Source organism: Amycolatopsis sp. WAC 01375 (assembly GCF_003947325.1).
Lineage (GTDB): Bacteria > Actinomycetota > Actinomycetes > Mycobacteriales > Pseudonocardiaceae > Amycolatopsis.
On sequence record NZ_QHHW01000024.1, the window covers coordinates 285,248 to 306,553 of the forward strand.

The 21,306-nt window shown below is 69.3% G+C and carries 18 protein-coding genes; 10 read left to right on the forward strand and 8 right to left on the reverse strand.

What is annotated here, in order from left to right; all coding sequences use genetic code 11:
- Positions 1-29 precede the first annotated feature (29 nt).
- On the forward strand, positions 30-734 hold the full coding sequence (locus DL991_RS13395) for a FadR/GntR family transcriptional regulator (protein ID WP_125784486.1): 705 nt from the start codon (positions 30-32) through the stop codon (positions 732-734).
- Here the strand turns inward: DL991_RS13395 and DL991_RS13400 are convergent.
- Together DL991_RS13400 and DL991_RS13405 are read right to left on the reverse strand one after the other, a co-directional pair.
- The gene (locus DL991_RS13400; protein ID WP_233598823.1) at positions 731-1,903 is read right to left on the reverse strand and encodes a PLP-dependent aminotransferase family protein; all 1,173 of its coding nucleotides are present in this window, start codon (positions 1,901-1,903) and stop codon (positions 731-733) included. The genes DL991_RS13395 and DL991_RS13400 overlap by 4 nt on opposite strands.
- 82 nt (positions 1,904-1,985) lie before the next feature.
- Positions 1,986-3,212 (reverse strand): FAD-binding protein, encoded by a 1,227-nt coding sequence (locus DL991_RS13405; protein WP_125784488.1) that lies wholly within the window; start codon positions 3,210-3,212, stop codon positions 1,986-1,988.
- Between the two features lie 103 nt (positions 3,213-3,315).
- Between DL991_RS13405 and DL991_RS13410 the strand changes: the two genes are divergently transcribed.
- The 4 genes from DL991_RS13410 to DL991_RS13425 all read left to right on the forward strand — a co-directional run bounded on the left by DL991_RS13410 (position 3,316) and on the right by DL991_RS13425 (position 9,422).
- Complete coding sequence (locus DL991_RS13410) at positions 3,316-4,548, forward strand: ArsB/NhaD family transporter (RefSeq protein ID WP_199753946.1); 1,233 nt, start codon at positions 3,316-3,318, stop codon at positions 4,546-4,548.
- Positions 4,549-4,574: 26 nt separating this feature from the next.
- Entirely contained in the window at positions 4,575-5,345 is a 771-nt protein-coding gene (locus tag DL991_RS13415; RefSeq protein WP_125784491.1) for an IclR family transcriptional regulator, read from the forward strand.
- Positions 5,346-5,377: 32 nt separating this feature from the next.
- Positions 5,378-6,553, forward strand: a complete 1,176-nt coding sequence (locus tag DL991_RS13420; protein WP_125784493.1) for a 4-hydroxybenzoate 3-monooxygenase — start codon at positions 5,378-5,380, stop codon at positions 6,551-6,553.
- 226 nt (positions 6,554-6,779) lie between these two features.
- Positions 6,780-9,422, forward strand: coding sequence for a tetratricopeptide repeat protein (locus DL991_RS13425; RefSeq protein ID WP_158632666.1), 2,643 nt, complete (start codon positions 6,780-6,782; stop codon positions 9,420-9,422).
- 79 nt (positions 9,423-9,501) lie between these two features.
- On the opposite strand, the gene DL991_RS13430 is transcribed toward DL991_RS13425, so the two are convergent.
- Positions 9,502-11,265 carry a bifunctional sugar phosphate isomerase/epimerase/4-hydroxyphenylpyruvate dioxygenase family protein gene (locus DL991_RS13430; RefSeq protein ID WP_125784497.1) on the reverse strand — a complete coding sequence of 588 codons (1,764 nt, stop codon included), beginning with the start codon at positions 11,263-11,265 and terminating at the stop codon, positions 9,502-9,504.
- Positions 11,255-12,103 carry a shikimate dehydrogenase gene (locus DL991_RS13435; protein WP_125784499.1) on the reverse strand — a complete coding sequence of 283 codons (849 nt, stop codon included), beginning with the start codon at positions 12,101-12,103 and terminating at the stop codon, positions 11,255-11,257. Before DL991_RS13435 ends, DL991_RS13430 begins: the two co-directional genes overlap by 11 nt.
- Positions 12,104-12,230: 127 nt before the next feature.
- On the opposite strand from DL991_RS13435, the gene DL991_RS13440 reads away from it, so the two are divergent.
- The 3 genes from DL991_RS13440 to DL991_RS13450 all read left to right on the forward strand — a co-directional run bounded on the left by DL991_RS13440 (position 12,231) and on the right by DL991_RS13450 (position 15,307).
- Positions 12,231-12,872 (forward strand): TetR/AcrR family transcriptional regulator, encoded by a 642-nt coding sequence (locus DL991_RS13440; RefSeq protein ID WP_125784501.1) that lies wholly within the window; start codon positions 12,231-12,233, stop codon positions 12,870-12,872.
- Between the two features lie 121 nt (positions 12,873-12,993).
- Positions 12,994-14,301: an MFS transporter gene (locus DL991_RS13445; RefSeq protein ID WP_125784503.1), complete on the forward strand. Its 1,308-nt coding sequence runs from the start codon at positions 12,994-12,996 to the stop codon at positions 14,299-14,301.
- 64 nt (positions 14,302-14,365) lie between these two features.
- Positions 14,366-15,307, forward strand: a complete 942-nt coding sequence (locus tag DL991_RS13450) for an alpha/beta hydrolase (protein WP_125784505.1) — start codon at positions 14,366-14,368, stop codon at positions 15,305-15,307.
- Here the strand turns inward: DL991_RS13450 and DL991_RS13455 are convergent.
- Positions 15,304-16,422 carry a CdaR family transcriptional regulator gene (locus tag DL991_RS13455; protein WP_125784507.1) on the reverse strand — a complete coding sequence of 373 codons (1,119 nt, stop codon included), beginning with the start codon at positions 16,420-16,422 and terminating at the stop codon, positions 15,304-15,306. The two genes, DL991_RS13450 and DL991_RS13455, sit on opposite strands and share 4 nt — an antisense overlap.
- A gap of 17 nt (positions 16,423-16,439) precedes the next feature.
- Positions 16,440-17,015, reverse strand: coding sequence for a TetR/AcrR family transcriptional regulator (locus DL991_RS13460; RefSeq protein ID WP_125784509.1), 576 nt, complete (start codon positions 17,013-17,015; stop codon positions 16,440-16,442).
- Positions 17,016-17,097: 82 nt separating this feature from the next.
- Here DL991_RS13460 and DL991_RS13465 point away from each other — a divergent pair, with 82 nt between their 5' ends.
- Positions 17,098-17,994 carry an SDR family NAD(P)-dependent oxidoreductase gene (locus DL991_RS13465; RefSeq protein ID WP_125784511.1) on the forward strand — a complete coding sequence of 299 codons (897 nt, stop codon included), beginning with the start codon at positions 17,098-17,100 and terminating at the stop codon, positions 17,992-17,994.
- Here the strand turns inward: DL991_RS13465 and DL991_RS13470 are convergent.
- Both DL991_RS13470 and DL991_RS13475 read right to left on the reverse strand, forming a co-directional pair.
- Positions 17,984-19,366: a PepSY domain-containing protein gene (locus tag DL991_RS13470; protein ID WP_125784513.1), complete on the reverse strand. Its 1,383-nt coding sequence runs from the start codon at positions 19,364-19,366 to the stop codon at positions 17,984-17,986. The genes DL991_RS13465 and DL991_RS13470 overlap by 11 nt on opposite strands.
- A gap of 114 nt (positions 19,367-19,480) precedes the next feature.
- Positions 19,481-20,026 (reverse strand): hypothetical protein, encoded by a 546-nt coding sequence (locus DL991_RS13475; RefSeq protein WP_233598824.1) that lies wholly within the window; start codon positions 20,024-20,026, stop codon positions 19,481-19,483.
- Positions 20,027-20,081: 55 nt separating this feature from the next.
- Here DL991_RS13475 and DL991_RS13480 point away from each other — a divergent pair, with 55 nt between their 5' ends.
- Positions 20,082-21,293 carry an MFS transporter gene (locus tag DL991_RS13480; RefSeq protein WP_125784515.1) on the forward strand — a complete coding sequence of 404 codons (1,212 nt, stop codon included), beginning with the start codon at positions 20,082-20,084 and terminating at the stop codon, positions 21,291-21,293.
- Positions 21,294-21,306: the final 13 nt, after the last annotated feature.

Genomic DNA, 21,306 nt, shown 5'->3' on the forward strand with positions numbered 1-21,306 from the left:
ACTTGTCCAGTACGAGCGAGGGGGACCGAGTGCCGGAGGCGCTGAGCCGGTTGAACCGGGCGAAGCTCTACGAGCAGGTCATCGAGCGGATCAAAGCGCACGTCGAGGAGTCCGGCCTGCACGCGGGCGACAAGCTCCCCAGCGAACGCGACCTCGCCGAGCGGCTCGGGGTCAGCCGCGCGTCGATCAAGCAGGCGATCGTCGTCCTCGAAGTACAGGGACTGCTCGAGTCCCGCCACGGCGGGGGCACCTACCTGCGCAACGATCACCTCGACGTCGAACCGGTCGACGAACTCGTGGCGCGCCGCAGCCGGCTCCCGGAAGTGCTCGAAGCCCGCGAAGCGATGGAGACCAAGCTCGCGGAACTGGCCGCGCTGCGGCGCTCCGACGCGGATCTCGCCGCCATCGACGCGGCGCTGGCGTACATGGCGACCGAGATCGGCGACGGCGGGCACGGCGCGGAAGGCGACCGCCGGTTCCACGAAGCGATCACCGCCGCCGCGAACAACGGTCTCCTCGCCGAGTTCATGCGCTCGATCGACGCGCAGATCGCGGAGAGCCGCAACGAGTCGCTACGACAGCCCGGCAGGCCGTCCCGCTCGCTGAGCCAGCACCAGAAGATCGCCGACGCCATCCGGAACGGCGATCCGAAGGCGGCGGCGAACGCGATGCGACGGCACGTCCAGACCGTCAGCGAAGTCCGGCTGCTGACCTGGGATCCGCAGGCCGATTAGCGTCCATGAAGGGCTTTGCGCAGCCGCCGCAGCCCTTCGGCGATCGTCTCCGGCGCGTGTGCGGCGAACGAGAGCCGCAACGCCGACCGGTCCGGCTCCCCCACCTGGAACGCCGAACCGGGCACGAAAGCGACGTCGTGGCGCAACGCTTCAGGCAGCAGTGAATCCGTGTCCGCGCCGCCGGGAAGGGTGACCCAGACGAACATCCCGCCGTCCGGGTCGGTCCATGTCGTCCCGGGCGGCGTGATCGCGGGCAGCTCGGCCAGCATCGCGTCGCGGCGGACACGGTAGGTCGCGCACAGTTTCCGCACGTGGGCGTCGAGATCCGCGGCGGCCAGGTACTCGGCCGCCGCCGCCTGATCGACCGTCGAGGTGTGCAGATCGCTCGCCTGCTTGAGGATCGCGACGCGGCGCAACAGCTCCCTCGGCGCCCGGAGCCAACCCAGCCGCATCCCCGGGGCGATCACCTTCGAGAAACTGCCGAGGTAGATCGCGCGCTCGGCGATTTCCGGACGGGCCGACACGAGTTCTTCGCGTTCGCCGCGATACCGCAGCTCGTGGTACGGATCATCCTCGACGAGCCAAAACCCGTGGCGCGCGATGACTTCCGCGAGCGCGCGACGCCTGCCGGGGCTGATCGTCCGGCCGGAGGGATTCGAGAACGTCGGGACGAGGTACAACAGCGACGGCCGTTCCCTGGCCGCGATCTCGTCCAGCGCGGCCGGATCGATCCCCTCCGGGTCACCGGGAACGGGCACGATCCGCGCCTCGGCGAGCTGGAAGCACTGCAACGCGGACAAGTACACCGGTTCTTCCACCAGCACGGTGGCTCCGGGATCGAGCAACGCGGTGCTCAGCAGCTGAAGGCCCTGCTGTGAACCCGTGGTGATCAGCAGATCGTCCACAGTGGTCGCGAGCCCGCGACCGGCCAGCCGCTTCGCGAGCAGCTCGCGCAGCCGCGGATTCCCTTCGGTGGGCGAATACTGTAACGCGGACTTCTCGGCGAGAGCCCGGTCGAAGGCGGCGCGAAGGCCGTCCACATCGAACAGTTCCGGCGCGGGCATGCCGCCCGCGAAGGAGATCACGCCCGGCCGGGCGGTGAGCGCGAGCAGGTCGCGCACGGGAGAACTGGTGACGCCGTCCATACGACGGGCGAGGGGAAGAGACATGAAGGCTCCTCGGGAGAAACGTGCGGCTCCAGTGCAGCAGCCGGGGATCTTCCCGCGCGAGCAAGCAACTGCCGTCAGGATATCAGCCCGGCTCCCCGAACACATGCCGCCGGACGAACGGGCTCCGGAACTTCCCGTCCGGGTCCAGTTCGGTGGCCAGCGCCCGGAAATCGGCCAGCTTCGGGTAGTCCGCGGCGTGGTGGAACAGCTTCCCCCAGTGCGGCCGGACCCCGAAGGGCGCCAAGCGTTCCTCCATGACGGGCAGCAGCTCGTGGACCGCGTCTTCGTCCGGCTGCCAGGTGAAGTGCAGTGCCAGCCGGTCGCCGCCGTGGAACGGGCTGAGCCACAGGTCGTCCCCCGCGACCGTGCGGATCTCCGAGGTGAGCAGGACGGGCGCCAACCGGTCCCCGATGCCGCGCATCGCCTCCATCGCCGCGACGGCGTGCCGGATCGGCACGAAGTACTCGGTCTGGAGTTCGTTCCCCACGCTGGGCGTGAAGTCGAGGCGGAAATGCGGGATCCGTTCGTACCACGGCCCCGGGACCCCGAGCTGCCGCGTGCAGTTGTCCGCCGGGATACCCGCCGCGTGAGCGGGATGCCGCGGCCCGTCCGCCGCCTTCGCGCCGAAGAAGTCCGCGCCCGGCCGCCCCGGCCCCTTGACCCAGACCTGGTCGATCGTCTCGCGGGCCCAGTTCGTGAACAGGCTGACGCTGTAACCCGCGTCCTGGATCTCTTCGAAGTGCTCGTACGCCGACTCCCATGGCAACCCGTCGAAGACGTCCTGGCGGAGGTCGAAGGACGGCACCAGGTCGAGGGTCAGCCGGGTGACCACGCCCAGCGCGCCGAGGCCGACGACCACGCCGTCGTGCCGTGAGTACGTCTTCACCTCACCGTCCGCGGTGACCAGCTCCAAACCGGACACCGCCGACGCGAGACTCTGGTTGCGCCGCCCGGAACCGTGGGTCGCCGTCGCGACACTGCCCGCCACCGTGCAGTGAGGCAGCGAAGCGAGGTTGGCCAGCGCGAACCCGGCCGCGTGCGCCTGGATGGCGACGTCGCCGTAGCGCGCCGCCGCCGGCACCGTGACCGTCGCCGCGTCACTGTCGAGTTCGGCCATCTGGTCGAGCCCGGCCAGGTCGATCTGGACACCGCCCGGGAAGTCCGCGATGTCGTTGAAGCAATGCCTGCTGCCCAATGCCTTGACCGCCGCCGCCCCGGCGACGGCTTCCTGGACCTCTTCGACGGTCCGAGGGCGAAGAATGCGTTCTGCGGTGAAAGTCTGATTCCCCGCCCAGTTCGTCTCGCGCACCAAGCCCCTTTTCCTTACGGCGTCCGGACGCCGAGCCTACTCAGGCTAGATTGCCGGGTATGGCTTCACGAGGAGGTTGGCACTGACGGGCCTTCCCGGCGAGCTGGTGTCCATCGCCCTCCTGCTGATCGTCCTGGCCTTCGCGGTCATCCGGCCACGCGGCCTTCCGGAAGCGGTCGCCGCCGTCCCCGCCGCGGGGATCGTGCTGGCCGCCGGGGCGATCTCGTTCCCCGACGCCGTCGACGAGGTGGCCAGGCTCGCGCCGGTCGTCGGCTTCCTCGGCGCGGTCCTCGTCCTGGCCAAGTTGTGCGACGACGAAGGCCTGTTCCAGGCGGCCGGGACGCTCATGGCCCGGTTCGGCCGGGGACGGCCACAGCGGCTGCTGCCCGCAGTGTTCGTGGTCGCCGCGGCGGTCACGGTGGTACTCAGCCTGGACGCCACCGTCGTACTGCTCACCCCGGTCGTGTTCGCCACCGCCGCGCGGATGGGCGCGCGGGCCAAGCCGCACGCCTACGCCTGCACGCATCTGGCGAACTCGGCCTCCTTGCTGCTGCCAGTGTCCAATCTGACCAATCTGCTCGCCGTAGCCGCGACCGGTATCTCGTTCCTCCGGTTCACCGCGCTCATGACCCTGCCCTGGCTCGCGGCGGTGCTCACCGAGTACCTGGTGTTCCGCCGGTTCTTCGCCGCCGACCTGGCGGCGAGGCCTCGTGGCAGCAAAGCGGTCCCGGCCGGGAAGGTCCCGGCGTTCGTCCTGGTCGTGCTCGGCCTGACGCTGGCCGGGTTCGTGCTGACCTCCTTGCTCGACGTCAGTCCCGCCTGGGCCGCGTTCGCCGGTGCCGCCGTCCTGGCCTGCCGCGCCCTCGCACAGCGGCGGACCTCGCCCGCCGCCATCGTGCGGTCGGCGAGCATCCCGTTCCTCGCGTTCGTGCTCGCGCTGGCGATCGTGGTCCGCGCCGTCGTCGACAACGGGCTGGACGACGCGCTCAGCCATCTGGTTCCGGCTTCGACCTCGTTCCTCGCCCTGCTCGGCGCCGCCACGGTGGCGGCCGTCCTCGCCAACCTGATCAACAACCTGCCGGCGGTGCTCGTGCTGCTGCCGCTCGCCACCGCGGGCGGGACCTCGGTGGTGCTGGCCGTGCTGATCGGAGTCAACCTCGGGCCGAACCTCACCTACGTCGGCTCCCTAGCGACGCTGCTGTGGCGACGGATCCTGCACCGGCACGACACCCGGCCCGATCTGGGCGAGTTCACCCGGCTCGGGTTGCTCACGGTTCCGGCGGCCATCGTGCTCGCCGTCGCCGGCTTGTGGGCCGGGCTGATCCTGCTGCCCTGACTTCCGCTCAGTGAGAGAATGCCCGGATGGCCGGGAACCTGTCCACACCGGGCGCCAGCGTCACGTCACGGGCGTTCGCGCTGCTCGGCGCGTTCGACGTCGACCATCGCGAGCTGTCGCTGACCGAACTCGCGGGCCGCGCCGGCCTACCGCTGCCCACCGCGCACCGGATCGCCCGCGAACTCGTGGGCCTTGGCGCGCTGGAGCGGCGCGAGGATCGGTACGCCGTCGGCAGGCGACTGTGGGACCTCGGCCTGCTCGCACCCGTCCAGTTCGAACTGCGGCAGGTCGCCGCCCCCTTCCTCCAGGACCTCTACGGCGCGACCGGCGCCACCGTGCACCTCGGCGAGCGGGACGACGTCCAGGTGCTCTATCTCGACCGGCTCTCCGGGAACGCGTCCGTGCCGGTGGTCAGCCGGATCGGCGGACGGCTGCCGCTGCACGCCACCGGCGTCGGGAAGGTGCTGCTGGCCTGGGCTCCGGAGGACGTCCAGCGGCAGGTGCTCGCCTCCCTGACCCGCGTCACGCCGTACACCGTCACCCAGCCCGGACGGCTCCGTGAGCAGTTGCGGCGCGTCCGCCGGGAGGGGTTCGCGCAGACTGTCGAGGAGATGAGCCGAGGCGCCTGTTCGGTCGCCGTCCCGATCCGGCCGTCCGGTGGCGAGGTCGTCGCGGCGCTCGGCCTGGTCGTCCCGGATCTGAGCCGCGGCCGGGCGCGGCTGGTGTCCGCGCTCCAGGTCGCGGCCGCCGGAATCGGGCGGAGCCTGCCGGTTTCACTGAGTGGAAGCGAACGCTAGGAGTTCGCCCACCCGGCGGCCAGACTCCGGTCATGCGCACCCCAGTCGCCATCGTCGGCGCCGGCCCGGCCGGACTGCTCCTGTCGCATCTTCTCGATCTGGCAGGGGTCGAATCGGTGATCGTGGAGGCCCGCTCGCGCGAGTACGTCGAGGCGCGGATCCGCGCGGGCATCCTCGAACAGTCCACAGTGGACCTTCTTCACGAGGCAGGCCTGGCGGACCGCCTCGACCGCGAAGGCGACGAGCACCGCGGCATCTACCTGCAGTGGCCGCAGGAGCGGCACCATCTCGACTTCGTGGACCTGGTCGGGCGAAGCGTCACCGTGTACGGCCAGACCGAGGTGACGAAGGACCTCGGCAAGGCGCGAGCGGCAGCCGGACAGCAGATCCACTACGAGGTCGCCGACACCGCCGTGCACGACATCGAAACCGACCGTCCCTACCTCACCTTCACCGACGCGGAAGGCACACGGCAGAGGCTCGACGCCGACGTCATCGTCGGCTGCGACGGTTCCTTCGGCCCTTGCCGCACCGCGATCCCCGACGCCGCGAAGCAGACTTGGGAGCGCACCTACCCGTATTCGTGGCTCGGTGTCCTCGCCGACGTCGCCCCGTCGACCGACGAACTCATCTACGCCTGGCATCCCGACGGCTTCGCGATGCACTCGATGCGTTCGGCCACCGTCAGCCGGCTGTACCTGCAAGTGCCCAACGGCACCGACATCGGCACCTGGTCCGACGACCGGATCTGGGAGGCGCTCGCGACCCGGCTCGGCCACGGCCAGGACGGCTGGACCCTCACACCAGGGCCGATCACCGACAAGAGCGTGCTGCCCATGCGCAGTTTCGTGCAGCAGCCCATGCGGCACGGCCGCCTGTTCCTCGCCGGCGACGCCGCCCATATCGTGCCGCCCACCGGCGCCAAAGGCCTCAACCTCGCCGTCGCCGACGTCGCCCTCCTCGCTCCCGCCTTGGCGGCTTTGGTGCGGGACAAGGACTCCGCGCTCGCCGACGCCTACTCCGACACCGCACTGCGCCGGGTCTGGCGATGCACGCATTTCTCGTGGTGGATGACGACGATGCTGCACCGGTCGGACGATCCGTTCGACCGGCAGCTGCAACTTTCGCAGTTGCGGTGGCTGGCGCGGAGTGAGGCGGGACGGGCGGGACTGGCGGAGAACTACGCGGGACTGCCGATCGGTTTCTGATTCGCCGTTTCCCGGCAACGGGCAACGCCGGCCGTCGCCCCGCCCGGCGACCGTTTCCGGGCCGCCTCGAACGTCCCGGTTCCCTGACGGGAATTCGCGCGCGATGGCCTCGGTCGCCGTTTTTCGGCAACGCTGAAAGTCTCGGCGTTCGGAGGCTTCTCGGCGGAAGTCGGTATCTTGATCGTCCTGTAGCATGGAGCCGACACCGCGACGAGGGGTTGATCGCATGGTCTATTCCAAGCAGCCCGGCCATCGGATACTGCTGGTCCTCGACGTGGAAGGGTTCGGCAGCGCCGAACGTCGACGAAACCCCGTTCAGGAAGCCGTTCGCGACGGATTGTATCAGGTTTTACGCTGGGCCCTCAATGCCGCGAACATTTCCTGGGACGACTGCTACCACGAAGATCGCGGCGACGGGGTCCTCGTTCTGATCGCGCCCCAGGTGCCCAAGGCGCCTTTCGTCGAATCACTGCCGCAGATGCTCATCAAGGCTCTGCTGCAATACAACGAAAGCGCCACACGCCCCGAAGAACGCATCAGGCTGCGCATGTCCCTGCACGCGGGCGAGATCAAACACGACACTCAGGGCGTCACCGGCCCGTCGATCATCCGCGCATTCAGGCTGATCGAAGCACCCGCGTTGAAAACGTCACTCGCCCAGTCGCCGGGCGTGCTGGCGTTCATCGTGTCCGACTGGTTTTTCGAGGAAGTCGTCCAGAACAGTTCGATTGACGATCCCAGCCGCTATCAGCCGACAACGGTGAAAGTGAAAGAGACGACCACTCGCGCCTGGATCTGCCTTCCCGACCATCCGTATCAGCGCGAAACCGAACAATTGACGGAGATTTCCGCGCCGAGGCAGTTACCCGGCAGATCAGGACTGTTCACCGGTCGGATCCGTGAGCTCGCCGAACTGACCGCTTCATCGATTGTCGACGCGGAGTTCAAGGGCACCACTCCCATCATGGTGGTCAGCGGCATGGGCGGAATCGGCAAGACCTGGCTGGCGCTGGAATGGGCACACGAGAACATCGACCGCTTCCCGGACGGACAGCTCTACGTGAACCTGCGCGGTTACGACCCGTCCGGTGCGCCGGTGGCGGCCGAGGTCGCCATCCGCGGTTTCCTGGATGCCCTGTGCTCCTCGCAACGGGACATCCCGGTCGGCACCGCCGCGCAGGCCGCGCTGTATCGACGCAAAGTCGCCGACCGGCGCATGCTGATCCTGTTGGACAACGCCCGCGGCGGCGCACAGGTGGTACCCCTGCTTCCCCAGAGCTCCAGTTGCACCGTGCTGATCACGACCCGCCACCAGCCCACCGAACTGATCGTCGCCCACGGCGCACGACCGCTGAGCCTGGGCACCCTGAACGACACCGAAGCACGCGAACTTCTGACCAAACGGCTGGGGCCACACCGCGTCGAGGCCGAGCCCGACGCGGTGGAAGACCTGGTGGGCTATTGCGCGGGGTTGCCTCTGGCGCTGAGTATCGTCGCCGCCCACGCGGCCGCCCACCACGATTTCCCGCTCGCGGCGCTGGCCACGGACCTGGGTGATGCCTCGGCTCGGTTGGACGCGCTGGACGGCGGTGGACTCTCCGCGAACCTGCGCACCGTCTTGTCCTGGTCCTATCAAGCGCTCGACGCGCAGGCGGCCGAGGTCTTCCGGATGCTGGGCCTGGCCCCGGGCCCGGATATCGACGAGGTCGCCGCGGGGGTGCTCACGAATCTGAAGACCGAGCAGGCACGCAACCTGCTGCGACGGCTGGAGGAAGCGCACCTGTTGCAGCGGTACTTGCCAACCAGGTACCGCATGCACGACTTGGTCCGCCTCTACGCCGCCGAATGGGCGAGACAGGACGACCAGGCGCTGGGCAAACTGCACAGGCTGATCTCGTACTACATCCACGCCGGTTACGCGGGCGAACGACTGCTGTATCCCGACCGGAAGAAGGTCGAGATCGGCGATACTCCGGCCGAGTTCGAGCTGCCTTCCTTCACCGACGACAGCTCCATTCTGGCTTGGTTCGACCAGGAACATCCGTGCCTGATCGCCGCACAGACGACCGCCGAACGACTTGGCTGGCAGACGCTGGTCTGGCAGCTCGCGTGGATCCTGCACGGATACCTTTGGCGACGCGGCCACCTTCACGAACAGCGGACCACCTGGGAAGCCGGGCTGGCCGCCGCGCGTGAACTGGACGACGCCACGATCGAAGGACTCGCCCACCGGCTTCTGGGTCAGGCATACGCACGGTCACAGCGGCTCACCGAAGCGTTGGAGCACCTGTACCGGGGGCGCGAACTGGCCAAGGAGACCGGCGACACCCACGGCGAGGCTCGTTCGTACTACGACCTGATCATGGTCTGGCGGCAGCAGAACAACGACCAGCTCGCCCTCAACCACGCGAAGGAGGCGTTCCGGTTGTTCGAGCCCTTGGACAACCTCGTGTGGAAGGCGGAAGCGCTCGATCGAATGGGGTGGCACCAAGCGCGGCTGGGTCAGTACGACGAGGCCCGCTCGTCATGCGAGCAGGCACTGGCCTTGTTCCGCGACGCCCGCAACCGGCAGGGCCAGGCAGTCACCCTGGACACACTCGGCTACATCGCCCACCACTGCGGCGAATACGATCTGGCTCTGGACCACTTCCACGAATCACTGGAACTGTGCCGGGACCTGGGGGCGACCTACTACGAAGCCGATACCCTCGAACATCTCGGCCAATCCTTGGCCGCGCTCCGGCGCCGAGCCGAGGCTCGCCTGGTATGGCAACAGGCCCTGCGACTCAACCGGACCCAGGAACGGACTGCCGATGCCGACCGCGTCGCGCAACAGCTCGCCGAACTCGACGACGAGTCCGTCAGCTGACCTGATCTGACGAGCTTGATCGCCGGAATCCGACCCCGCCTCGACCGGCCGGAGCGTGAGCTCTTCGGCCGAGCGAGCCTCAGCGCGCCAGACTGAGCCGTCGTTCCCGATGCGCTGTCATGTACACCGGCGTGTTCACGACCCCGTACCCGCGATATCCGCCGATCCGTTGCACCACCTCGAAAAAGACCCGCGAGCCGACCAGTTCGGTGCAGAAGTGCAGGAACTCGCCGGACGCGTCCCGGTCATACAGCACCGAGTTTTCTCGCAATGCCGACGAAAACGGGAGATCGAACCGCGCATCCAGGTCGTCGTAATAGTTCCCGGGGATCGAAAGCAGTGGCGCACCCGCCTCGCGCATAGCTCGCGCGACGGCGATCGCGTCCTCGCAAGCGAGAGCGATGTGTTGTGGCGACGGCACTCCCGGCGACCACTCCCCTCGCCGCACCAGGGCGCTGTCCAACGTCAAACGGACGTCCTGGTCTCCGACCGCCCGGCTGCGCACGAGCCCGAACGCCGCCGCGAACTCCGAAACCGGTTCCGGCCGGAGGCCCAGCACCGAACGGTAGAACAGGGTCGCCTCGTCGAAGTGGTCGAAGGGTTGGGTCAAGGCGACGTGGTCGATGCCGATGATTCCCCGCCCGGTCGGCGCCGTCCCGGACGGAACGAAGTCGCGCAACCATTCGTCGTCGCCACAGAAGAAGATCTCGGTCCCGTCCGGTGCGGCGACGGCGGAGAGGTCGGCCTCGTCCGGGCTGTGCTCGCGGGGCAGCACCGGCGCGAGCAACGTCTCCGCGCGCCGCGCCGATCCGGCCGGGTTCGCGCTGGTCAGGCCGAGGGCGCTGATCGCGCCCTCCTCGGTCGCTTCGTTCACCAGCAAGCGCGCCGATCCCTGTTGCCACAACTGGACCGGCTTCGTGCGATGGGTTCCGACGTGGGTGAAGCCGAGTTCCGCGAGCACCGTTCCCGAAACGGCCAGCTCCGCGAAGGCGTGCCCATCCAGCCGAGGAGCCTCGGGAATCTCAAGGGTGCCAACGGATTCACGCAAGGCCACCAGTGACCGCATGGCGTCGATGGCCGCGGGTCGCGGGTCCGCCTGCCGGAACACGTCGTTGAACACCTCCAGCGAAAGCGGCCCTCGATAACCCGCCGCCAGGACGTGACCGGTGAACGTGGCCAGGTCGAACGCGCCTTGCCCCGGGAAAAGCCGGTGATGCCTGCTCCAGTGCAGCACGTCCATGTCCAGCAGCGGCGCGTCGGCCAGTTGCAGGAAGAAGATCTTCTCCCCCGGAATGGTCCGGATCGCGCGGGGATCGCTGCGCCGCGAAAGGATGTGGAAGCTGTCGAGGCAGACCCCCAAGGCCGCGTGGCCGGCCCGCCGGACGATCCGCCACGCGTGCTCGTACGTGTTCACGAACCGGGCCCACGCAAGGGCTTCGTAGGCGATACGGATTCCGCGTGACGCGGCCAGCGAAGCCAGCTCGTGCAGCTGAGAGGCGGCGAGATCGTCGTCGTCGACGGAGTCGGGCGAGACCGACGAACAGACCAGGACGGTGTCCACGCCGAGTTCGGCCATGAGGTCGAACTTCCGGCGCGCCCGGCGGAGGTTCGACCGGAGCACGTCCGGCGGCACCGCCTCGAAGTCACGGAAAGGTTGGTAGAGATCGATCGTGAGGCCGAGATCGGCGCAGAGCCGCCGGATCTCCGAAGGCGACCTCCGTGAGGCGATCAGGTCGTTCTCGAAGATCTCGACCCCGCCGAAGCCGGCCGCGGCGGCCGCGGCGAGTTTGTCCTCGAGCGTGCCCGACAGGCAGACGGTCGCGATGGCGGTGTCACCGGGCATGGGCGGGTTTCCCTTCCAGCGCTTCGAAATGGCGGATCATCCGGTCGGCGTCCGGTTCCGCACCGGTGAAGAGACGGAACGAGTCCGCCGCCTGGAAGACCACCATCCCGCCGCCGTGCAGCGTCCGGCATCCGCGGTCCCGCGCCTGTTTCAGCAGCGTGGTCTCCAGCGGCCGGTACACGATGTCGGCCACCCACATCCCGGGCCGCAGCGATTCGGCGGGAACCGGCGATCCCGGATACGCGGCCATCCCGGTCGGGGTGGCGTGGACGAGGCCGTCCGCGGTCCGAACGTCTTCGAGGGAGCCGGAAAGAGCGCGGTCGCCGCCGAACCGCTTCCGCAGTCCGGCCACCAGGGTTCCGGCGCGCGCGGAGTCGACGTCGTGGACGATCAGCCGTCCGGTTCCCAGCGAAAGCAGGGCATGCGCCACGGCGGCGCCCGCCCCGCCCGCACCGAGGAGGACGACCGTGTCCATGTCGGCGTCGGGCAGTCCTCCGATGAGGTTGCGGGCGAAACCGGTCGCGTCCGTGTTGTACCCGGTCGCCACCCCTTCGCGGAACACCACCGTGTTCACCGCGCCGAGTGCCGCCGCGTCGGGCGCGATCTCGTCGAGGTACGGGAGCACTTGTTGTTTCACAGGATGGGTGATGTTGAGGCCGTCGAAGCCCGCGGTACGCGCGGCGGCGAGCACCTCACCGATCGGCATCCTCAGCACGTCGAGGTCGAGCCGCCGGTAGAGATAGCGCAGCCCGAGTTCGTCGGCTTCCCGTTCGTGCAGCGCCGGGCTCAGTGACGGCCCGATGCCGGTGCCGACCAGGCCGATGAGGTAGCTGGTCACCAAGATCCTCCGTGGATGCCGAGCAGAGTTAATGTACGAACTAGTGAGTTCACTGTAGCGCGGACCGGCCGACGCGAGAAGGGCTGCGCTAGAGTAGGGCCTCCACCAGCGGTTCGGAGGGAGTCAGGTGGCCGCACCGTCGTCCGAGGTCGAGCGCCAGCGCGACAAGGAACGCACCCGCGCCGAAATCCTCGCGGTGGCCACCAGAGAGTTCGCCGACAAGGGTTACGCCGGCGCGAGAGTGGACGAGATCGCCGATCGTACGAGCACCACGAAGCGGATGATCTACTACTACTTCGGCGGCAAGGAGCAGCTCTACGTCGCCGCGCTCGAACGGGCGTACGCGACCATCCGCGCCCTCGAACAGGATCTGGACGTCGACCACCTCGAACCCGAGGACGCGATCCGTCAGCTCGCCGAACTCACCTTCGACCACCACGAGGCGAACCCGGACTTCATCCGGCTCGTGAGCATCGAGAACATCCATCACGGCGAGCACATCGCGCGGTCCGAAGCCTTGTCGGGCATGGCGAATCCAGCCCTCGACGTGCTCACCCGCATCCTCGACCGCGGCCGGGAGACAGGCCGGTTCCGCGACGACGTCGACGCGCTCGACGTGCACATGGTGATCAGCTCGTTCTGCGTGTTCCGTCTCGCGAACCGGCACACCTTCTCCGCGATCTTCGGCCGCGACATGCTCGACCCCGCGCGCCGCGCCCACTATCGCCTGATGCTGGGCGACCTGGTGATCGAGTACCTGACGGCCTGAAATCCCCGCTCTTGACAACCGGGGCACCGTCTCGCACGCTGTATTAACTAACTAGATCGTACATTGCTGGATAGTACATTGGAGCGTCGACGTGGCCTCTCCCCCTCCTGTCACGCAAGGCATGCCCCGTAAAGCCGCACTGGCGGCCTGGATCGGCAGCGCACTGGAGTACTACGACTTCTTCATCTACGGAACCGCCGCCGCGCTGGTGTTCAACAAGGTCTTCTTCCCGGCTTCCTCCCCCGCCACCGGAACACTGCTGGCGCTGGCGACCTTCGGCGTCGGATACCTGGCCCGCCCGGTAGGCGCGTTCGTGCTCGGGCACGTCGGCGACCGCCTCGGCCGCAAGAAGGTCCTGGTGTTCACGCTGTTGCTGATGGGCGCCACGACGTTCCTCGTCGGCTGCCTGCCGACCTATGCCTCCATCGGCGTACTCGCCCCGATCCTGCTGGTGGTTCTCCGCCTGTTGCAAGGGCTTTCGGCCGCCGGCGAACAGGCGGGCGCCAACTCGATGTCGATGGAGCACGCGCCTGCCCACCGGCGCGGCTACTACACGAGCTTCACCCTCAGCGGCACCCAGGCCGGCCAGATCCTCGCCACCGCGGTCTTCCTGCCGATCGCCGCGCTCCCCCAGGAACAACTGCTCACCTGGGGCTGGCGGATCCCGTTCTGGTGCAGTGCCGTCGTGGTGATGGTCGGCTTCGTGATCCGCCGCAAGATCGACGAGACCCCGGTGTTCGAACAGAACCGGTCCGACGTCGCCAAACTGCCGGTCGCCGTGCTGTTCCGGACGCACTGGAAGGACGTGCTCCGCGTCGTCGCCGCGGCCACCATCGCCTCCGTCAGCACGATCTTCACCGTCTACGCGCTGAGCTACGCGGTCAACACGGTCGGGCTCGAACGCGGGCCGATACTGTGGGTCGGCGTACTGGCCAATGTCGTCGCACTGCTCGCGATCCCTTTCCTGGCCGGACTTTCCGACCGGATCGGCCGCAAACCCGTGTTCATCGCGGGTTGTCTCGCCTGTGCCGTACTGATCTTCCCGTACCTGTGGTCCATTTCGGATGGTTCGTATCCGCTGATCTTCGCGCTCGGCATCCTGCTGTTCGGTGTCGCCTACAGTGCCGTCAACGGGGTGTGGCCGTCGTTCTACGGCGAGATGTTCAGCGCGAAGGTCCGCCTTTCGGGGATGGCGATCGGCACCCAGATCGGGTTCGCCATCGCCGGGTTCGCCCCCAGCGTGGTGGCCGCGATCGGCTCGGGGAAGGAAGACTGGCTCGGCGTCGCCGTCTTCACCGCCGCCGTCTGCCTGCTCAGTGCCACGGCCGCGCTCACCGCCCGCGAAACGCACCGCGTGCCGACCGAAGACCTCGGCACGGCGCACGTTCGGTGGGTGAAAGAGCCCGCTTCCGCGACGCGTGGCGGATGAAACCCGACGGCCGGGGCGGCCATCATCGGGGGCGGATCCTCCCGCCGAGTCAGGAGTACGACCGATGACCTACGCGTACGACCCCGAAATCGCCCCGGCCGTCCCGCTGTTGCCCAAACTGGACCTCACCGATCTGCCCGGCACCCGGGAACAGCTGAAGGCGGTGTTCGCGGAGCGGCAAGGCGTGGTGGACGAAACGGGTGTCGGCATCCGCGAGGAACGAGTACCCGGTCCTGAAGGCGCCCCGGATGTCCGGGTGCGGATCTACACGCCGGACCGGATCTCGGCGCCCGCCGCGATCTTCGACGTCCACGGCGGCGGATTCGTCATCGGCGACCTGGAGATCGACCACGCGGCCAACGTGCGTTTCGCCAGGGAAATCGGTGTCGTCGTGGTGTCGGTCGACTACCGGCTGGCACCCGAAGCGCCATATCCGGCGGCTCTCGAAGACTGCTACGCGGCGCTCACCTGGGTCGCGAAGAACGCGGCCGAACTCGGCGTCGACCCCGGCCGGATCGCGATCCACGGCATCAGCGCGGGCGGCGGGTTGTGCGCGGCGCTCGCCCTGCTCGCCCGCGACCGGGGCGGCCCGGCGATCGCGTTCCAGTACCTCGGGGTGCCGGAGGTGGACGACCGGCTGGACACGCCGAGTATGCGGGCGTTCGTCGACACTCCACAGTGGAACAAGCCGAGGGCCGAGATCAGCTGGGATTGCTATCTCGGCAAGGGGGTTCGCGGCGGCGCGGACGTCCCCGTCCACGCGGCGCCCGCCAGGGCGGTGGACCTGAGCGGCCTGCCGCCGGCCTACGTCTCGGTGATGGAGTTCGACCCGTTGCGCGACGAGGGAATCGCCTACGCGCAGGCTCTCCTCGCCTCCGGCGTCACCACCGAACTGCACTTGTTCCCGGGAACGTTCCACGGCTCGTCCTCGGTGGAGCACGCCGCGGTGAGCAAACGCGAGGTCGCGGAAGCGATCACCGTGCTCGCGCGAGCGCTGGAGGCCTAGCCGCGTTGCGCGAGGCGGCGGGCGAGCAACGCGAGACGCGCACGGAAGCGATCGCCCGGCTCGTCCAGCCGCCAGCCCAGCGCGTCTTCGACGTGGGCCAGCCTGGCCGCCACCGAACTGTGGTGGCGGTGCAGTGCGACCGCCGCCTGCCGCAGCGATCCCGTCCGGCAGAACGCTTCCAGCGCCGCGACGTCGGCGGCCCCGGTCGGCGTCGCGGCGAGGGCGTCCAGTGCGAGGACGTCGTCCTGTCCCTGTAACCGTGCGACCGGTACCTCGGCGAGCAGAGTGAGCGAACCGAGGTCGCCGTGCACCACGATCGGCTCGGCGGCGGGGACGGCGAAGCGTTCCGCCAGCCTGGCCTGCAACCACGAGTGACGCGCTTCGAGTCCCGGCACGGCATCACCGACACCGACCCGTACCCCGCCGGTGGTGTCGCGTTCCCTCGCCCGGTCGGCGAGTGCGGAACGCAGCGCGCCGACGATCGCGTCGTCGTCGCGGGGTTGCAGCAGCACGGCGGCGACTTCCCCCACCGTCGCCACAGGCAGCCGGGGCAGCGAACCGCCTCGCGCCAGGAGCCCGACGGCGGCCGCACCGGGATCGCGGCCGTCCTCGGTACCGACGGCCAAGACCCGCACCGGTCGTCCGGCGGCCAGGCCGAGCAGCCGGAGCGCCCTGGCCCGGTCCTCCTCCCCCGCCTGCTCGCCCAGCAGCAATTCGACGAGCGCGGGATCCGCCAGATGCGGCGCGTTTCCACCGGGTTCGGCGCGGCCGAGGACACGGGCCGCCATGGCGAACCGCTCCAGCACGAGATCGTCGAGCGGCCCCGGCGAACCGGCCCGCTCCAGCCAGACCTTCCCCGGCGGCTCACCGAGGTCGGCCGACGCGGGCTCTGTCACCGCATCGGCGGCGGGCTCGCCGTCCGGGGTGAACCGCAGTGGCGACGGGACGCCTTCCCGGCGCAGCCCGGCCACGCAGCCCGCGAGCGCCGCGGTGGCGCGCACCAGATCGGAGAGGCGGGCCTGCCTGGCCACGAGCTCATCGAAATAGGCGATGACCCGGACCGCGGCTTCCGCGTCGGCGTCCACCTCGGACAGCCGCAAGAGCAGACCCTTCATCGCTCCAGGCTAGCCGCTCAGAACCCCGGCCAGCCTCGCCGTAGGAAGACGAAAGCGGCTTCCAGTGCCGCGGCGGGATCCGGTTCGGCACCGGCAAGGTCCGGGACCTCCAGGACATAGCGAGCCAGCAGCCGCACGGAGAAATCGCCCTGTCCGGTCTCTTCGGCGACGACCTTCGTGAGCGCGTCCTCGCAGCCCGTCCACAATGTCCTGGCGTAGGCGCGCAGCGCCGGGGTGGCGATCACCAGATCCGCGACCCGGCGCGCCAGTGGGCCGCGATCCGGATCGAACGGGCCGCGACTCGCGAGGAAGTCCCGCAAGGCGTCCAGGATCGAAACGTCCTCGCCGCGTTCGCGCACGGCGGCGGCGAGTGCCTCCTCGCGTTCGTGCCCGTGGCCGAGGACCAGCGCCTCCTTGCCGCCGGGGAAGTGCGCGAACAGCGTGGACACCGCCGTGTCGGCGGCGTCCGCGATCTCCGCGACGGTGACGTTGTCGAAACCCCGTTCCAGGAACAGTTCTCGCGCCGCCTCAGACAGGGCCTGGCGGGTCGCCGCCTTCTTTCGTTCACGCCTGCCCGGCTCGGTCGTTCCCATACGATCACCTTACATCGAAGTAACTCCGAAATCGCAACGAGTGTATCTTCGGAGTGACTTCGACTTAGAGGAGGAGCACGTCATGAGTGACTGGAACGTCCACCACCTGCCCCGAGCCGACGGCAAGACCTTCCTGGTCACCGGCGGCAACGCGGGGATCGGCTACTTCGTCGCCGAACAGCTCGCCTGCTCCGGGGCCACCGTGCTCCTCGGCAGCCGGAACGCCGAAAAGGCCAACGCCGCGATTGCCTCGATCCGGTCCCGGGTCCCGGACGCGAAACTCGGGCACCTGCGGCTCGACCTTTCCGATCTTTCGTCCATCAAGTCCTCTGTGGACGCTCTGGAGATCGAGCGACTGGACGCCGTCGTCTGCAACGCGGGCGTCCTCCTGGAGGGACGGCCGAGGCAGGAGACCGCCGATGGCCTCGAACTGACCTTCGCCACCAACCATCTCGGCCATTTCGTGCTGGCGCATCGGCTGATGCCCTTGCTCGAAGCGGCGGAGGCCGGCCGCGTCGTCACCACGGGCAGTTTCGTGGGCAAGTCCGCGGAACTCGATCTGGACGATCTCCAGAGCAAGCGCGACTACCAGCCCAAACGCACCTATGCGCGCTCGAAGCAGGCACAGATGCTGTTCGCCTTCGAACTCGACAGGCGGCTGCGCGCGGCAGGCAGCACGGTGCTGAGCGTCGTCGACCATCCCGGCGGCGCGCTCGACTCGCTGACCCCGCCCAGGCCGGTGCACGCGTCACCGGGCGGTCGGAAGTTCCCGACCGGACTTCTGTTGCAGGGCAAGGAAGCCGGCGCCTGGCCCGCCGTCCGCGCCGTTCTCGATCCCGCTGTGCGCGGCGGCGAGATGTTCGGCCCCCGGGTATTCGGCCTGCGCGGTGAACCCAGGCGGGAACCGGTACGCGGCAGGCTGGCCGACACCGCGCTCGCCGCCCGGTTATGGGCGGCGAGCGCGGAACTCATCCGGTGACGTCGGTGGCTTCCGGTTCGGACCGGCGGGACCGCAGGCCCAACACCAGGTCGATCACCAGGAAAGCCAGCAGGCTGAGGCCGAACAGCGGCACGAACCAGCCGATCGCGGCGGCGAGGACGAGAAGACCCGCCACCAAGGCGGGCGGGGCCTTTCGCCACTGCCCGCGCGGGATGGGCCGCCCGAAGGTCAGCCCGGTGGCCCGGGTCGGCCTGCGCCGCCACCACATCCGGTAGCCGAGCACGACCAGCGTGACCAGCCCGGCGCCGAGCAAGAGCAGCAAGATCTGGTTCGGCCAGCCGAACAGCACGCCCATATGCGCGTCGATCCCCCATCGGGCGAGCTTCGCCATCAGTGGGTGGTCGTCGAACCGCACCTCGCCGAGGATCTGCCCGGTGGTCCCGTCGACCGCGACGGCGTCGACCTGCGTCGGCCAGCCGCGCTCGACTTCCGCCACCTGCCAAGGACCGCCGGGTTCGGCAGGCAGTCCGATCTCGACGGAGGGCGCGTCGATCCCGGCGGCGCGGGCCGAAGCGAGCATCGCGTCCACACTCTCGGGTTTCGCGGCGGGCGCTTCGCCGTGACCCGAGTGCCCGGTGTGCCCGGCGTGTTCGTCGGCGCCGGTCACCTTCAACGCGGGCGTGGCCCAGCCGAGGGATTCACGCAGCGCCGAGACGTTCTCGCCCGCGTACGCCGACCATGTCAGCCCTGTCGCGGAAAGGAACAGTGCGCCGAGCAGCACCCACAAGCCGACAGATCCGTGACGGCGCACCGACTGCCCACGCACGGACTCGGCCTTCTCGTTCCGGCGGGCGCGGCGGCGGCTCACCCACAGCACGAGACCGCCCAGCGCGACCACCCACAACCAGGACGCGGCCAGTTCGCTGTAAAGCCGTCCCGGCTCGCCGAGCAGCAGGTTGCGGTGCAACTGGTCGAGCGTGGTCCGGAACGGCAAGGCACCGCTCGAGCCGTACGCGACGAGATCCCCGCGCACCTGCGCGGTGGCGGGGTCGACGAAGATCGCGCGCCGTTCGGACTCGCCGAGCCCGTCCTGTGCGAAGAGCACTCGAGTCGTGTCGCCGAGTTCGGGAGCGGGACGGACGGCGACCAGGTCACCGCCAGGGTTGGCCGCCTGAGCCGCTTTGACCTGGTCGGCGAGCGAGACCTGGTTCAGCCCGACGGGTGCCCGGAGTTGATCGGCGTAGATCCAGGACTCCATCTGCGGCGTCGCCGCGTACAGAACGCCGGTGAGCGCGGCGATGAGGACGAACGGGCCGACGAGAACACCTGCGTAGAAGTGGAGGCGGAGGAACAGTCCGCGCCAGCCGGACGTGCGGGGTGGGCTCGTGGTCGGATCGGTTTGCGTTGCCATGGGGGAACTCCTGAGGCGTCGGTGGGGAGACGTGCGCCTTCGCCGCGCGCCGGGATGGTCACGGCACGCGTGCTGAGCCCTGCCGGGGCATGGGTCTCGGCAGGGTTTCGGGGATCAGGCGAACGACACCGGCGGACCGCGCCGCGAAAGCACGTCTCGCAGGAGCGCCTCGGTCGCGGGGAACTTCACCGCGAGCGGGACGTGGATCCGCAGCGGCGCCGTCGCCGGCCGCGGGGCCAGGCGGCGCGGGAGGACCGAAGCGATCAGCGCCGTGAGCGCGAACAGGACACGCTCGGCGCCCGCGAGCACCATGGCCACCACAAGGGTCGCGGCGGCGTGCCCGGCCGCCATGGACAGGCCGTTGCCCGGGGTTTCGGCATGATGGGAGTGCGACTGCCAGGTCAGGAAGGTCAGGCAGGCGTGCATCGCCACCTGCCCGCCCGCCACCAGGCCAAGGATGGCGAGCGGACCGCGCCGACGGCCCGCGAACGCGTACGCCACCCAGCTCAGCAGGGCGACGAGCAGCACGACCACGCCGAGGTCGGGGACTCGTCCGCTGGTCCCGACGTGGGCACCGGTCGCCAAAGTCCCGGTCAGGACCCCCACGGCCCCGCCGCGGAGGCGCCGGGCCGGGCCTCGGGTCGAGGTCGGTGTGCGCACGGAGGCAGAGTAGAGCGCGACCGGGCCCGCTGTCTCTCCTTGCTATCGTCACCCGGTGTTCCGCAGCCTGTCGTTCGTCCGGCTCTGGACCGGGAACACCGCCTCCGGACTGGCGACTTGGGCGCTGCCGTTCATCCTCGGACTGGCCGTGCTGGAACGGTCGCTTTCGGCCGTGGACCTCGGCGTCGTGCTGGCCGCGCGGACCGCCGGATTCCTCGTGGCGGTCCCGGTGGCCGGGGTACTCGCCGACCGGTACTCACGGCGCGGGGTCGTGCTCTGGGCCGGCCTCATCGCGGGTCTCGCCACTCCCCTGATCGCGGCAGGGATGGGCCGGTCCGTCCTGTTGATGGCCGTCGCGGCCGCCGTTGTCGGTGTCGGTCAGGGCGCTTGCCGCCCGGCGTTCCAGGCGCTGACCGCGGAAGTGATCGCCGAGGACCGGCGTCAGCAGGCCAACGCCGCGATGACGCTCGCCGTCCGGGTCACGACCTTGGTCGCGCCGGGGCTCACCGCACTGCTCTCCCAGTTCGCCTCGACGTCGGCCCTGGTGATCGGGACGGCGGTGCTGTGGCTGGGTGCGGCGCTGATCCCGCCGCGAGGCACTTTCGCGCCCACCCCGGCCAAGACGAAGGTCCGCTTTTTCGGCGAGTTCGCCGACGGTCTCCGCGAAGCTCGACGTCATCCGTGGTTCCTCGCCGGGCTCGGCGCGCTGACCGCCGTGATCGCGACCGGCTACTCGGCCACCGGTGTCGTGCTGCCGCTGGTCAGCCGCGACCGCTATGACACCGAAGCCGTCCTGGCCGCCGGGCTCACCGCGTACACCATCGGCGCGCTCGCCGGCGCCGTCGTCATCGCCCGCTGGCGCCCCAGACGGCAGGGCTGGGCAGCGCTGATCGGGCTCGGCTGCTACGGCTTCGCGCCACTGAGCCTGCTGTTCCCAGTGCACCCGGCCCTCGTCGTGGCCGCCTACGCCATCGCCGGATTCGGCATCGAGCTGTTCAACGTCCCGTGGTTCACCGCGACCCAGCGCGAGGTCGAGCCGGGCAGGCTCGCCCGGGTGTCCTCTTTGGACTTCCTGTTCTCCTACGGCCTGGCGCCCGCCGGACTGGCCCTCATCGCGCCCGCGATCGACCGATTCGGAGCGGCGCCCGTCTTGGCGGCCTGCGCCGTCGTCTGCTTCGCCGCTCCGGCGGCCGCCGCGCTCGTTCCCTCCTCGCGCGACTTCCATGTCTTGAGAGACTCCAGCACCCCACCGATCAAGAATGTCTAGGTTTTGCGCTCGC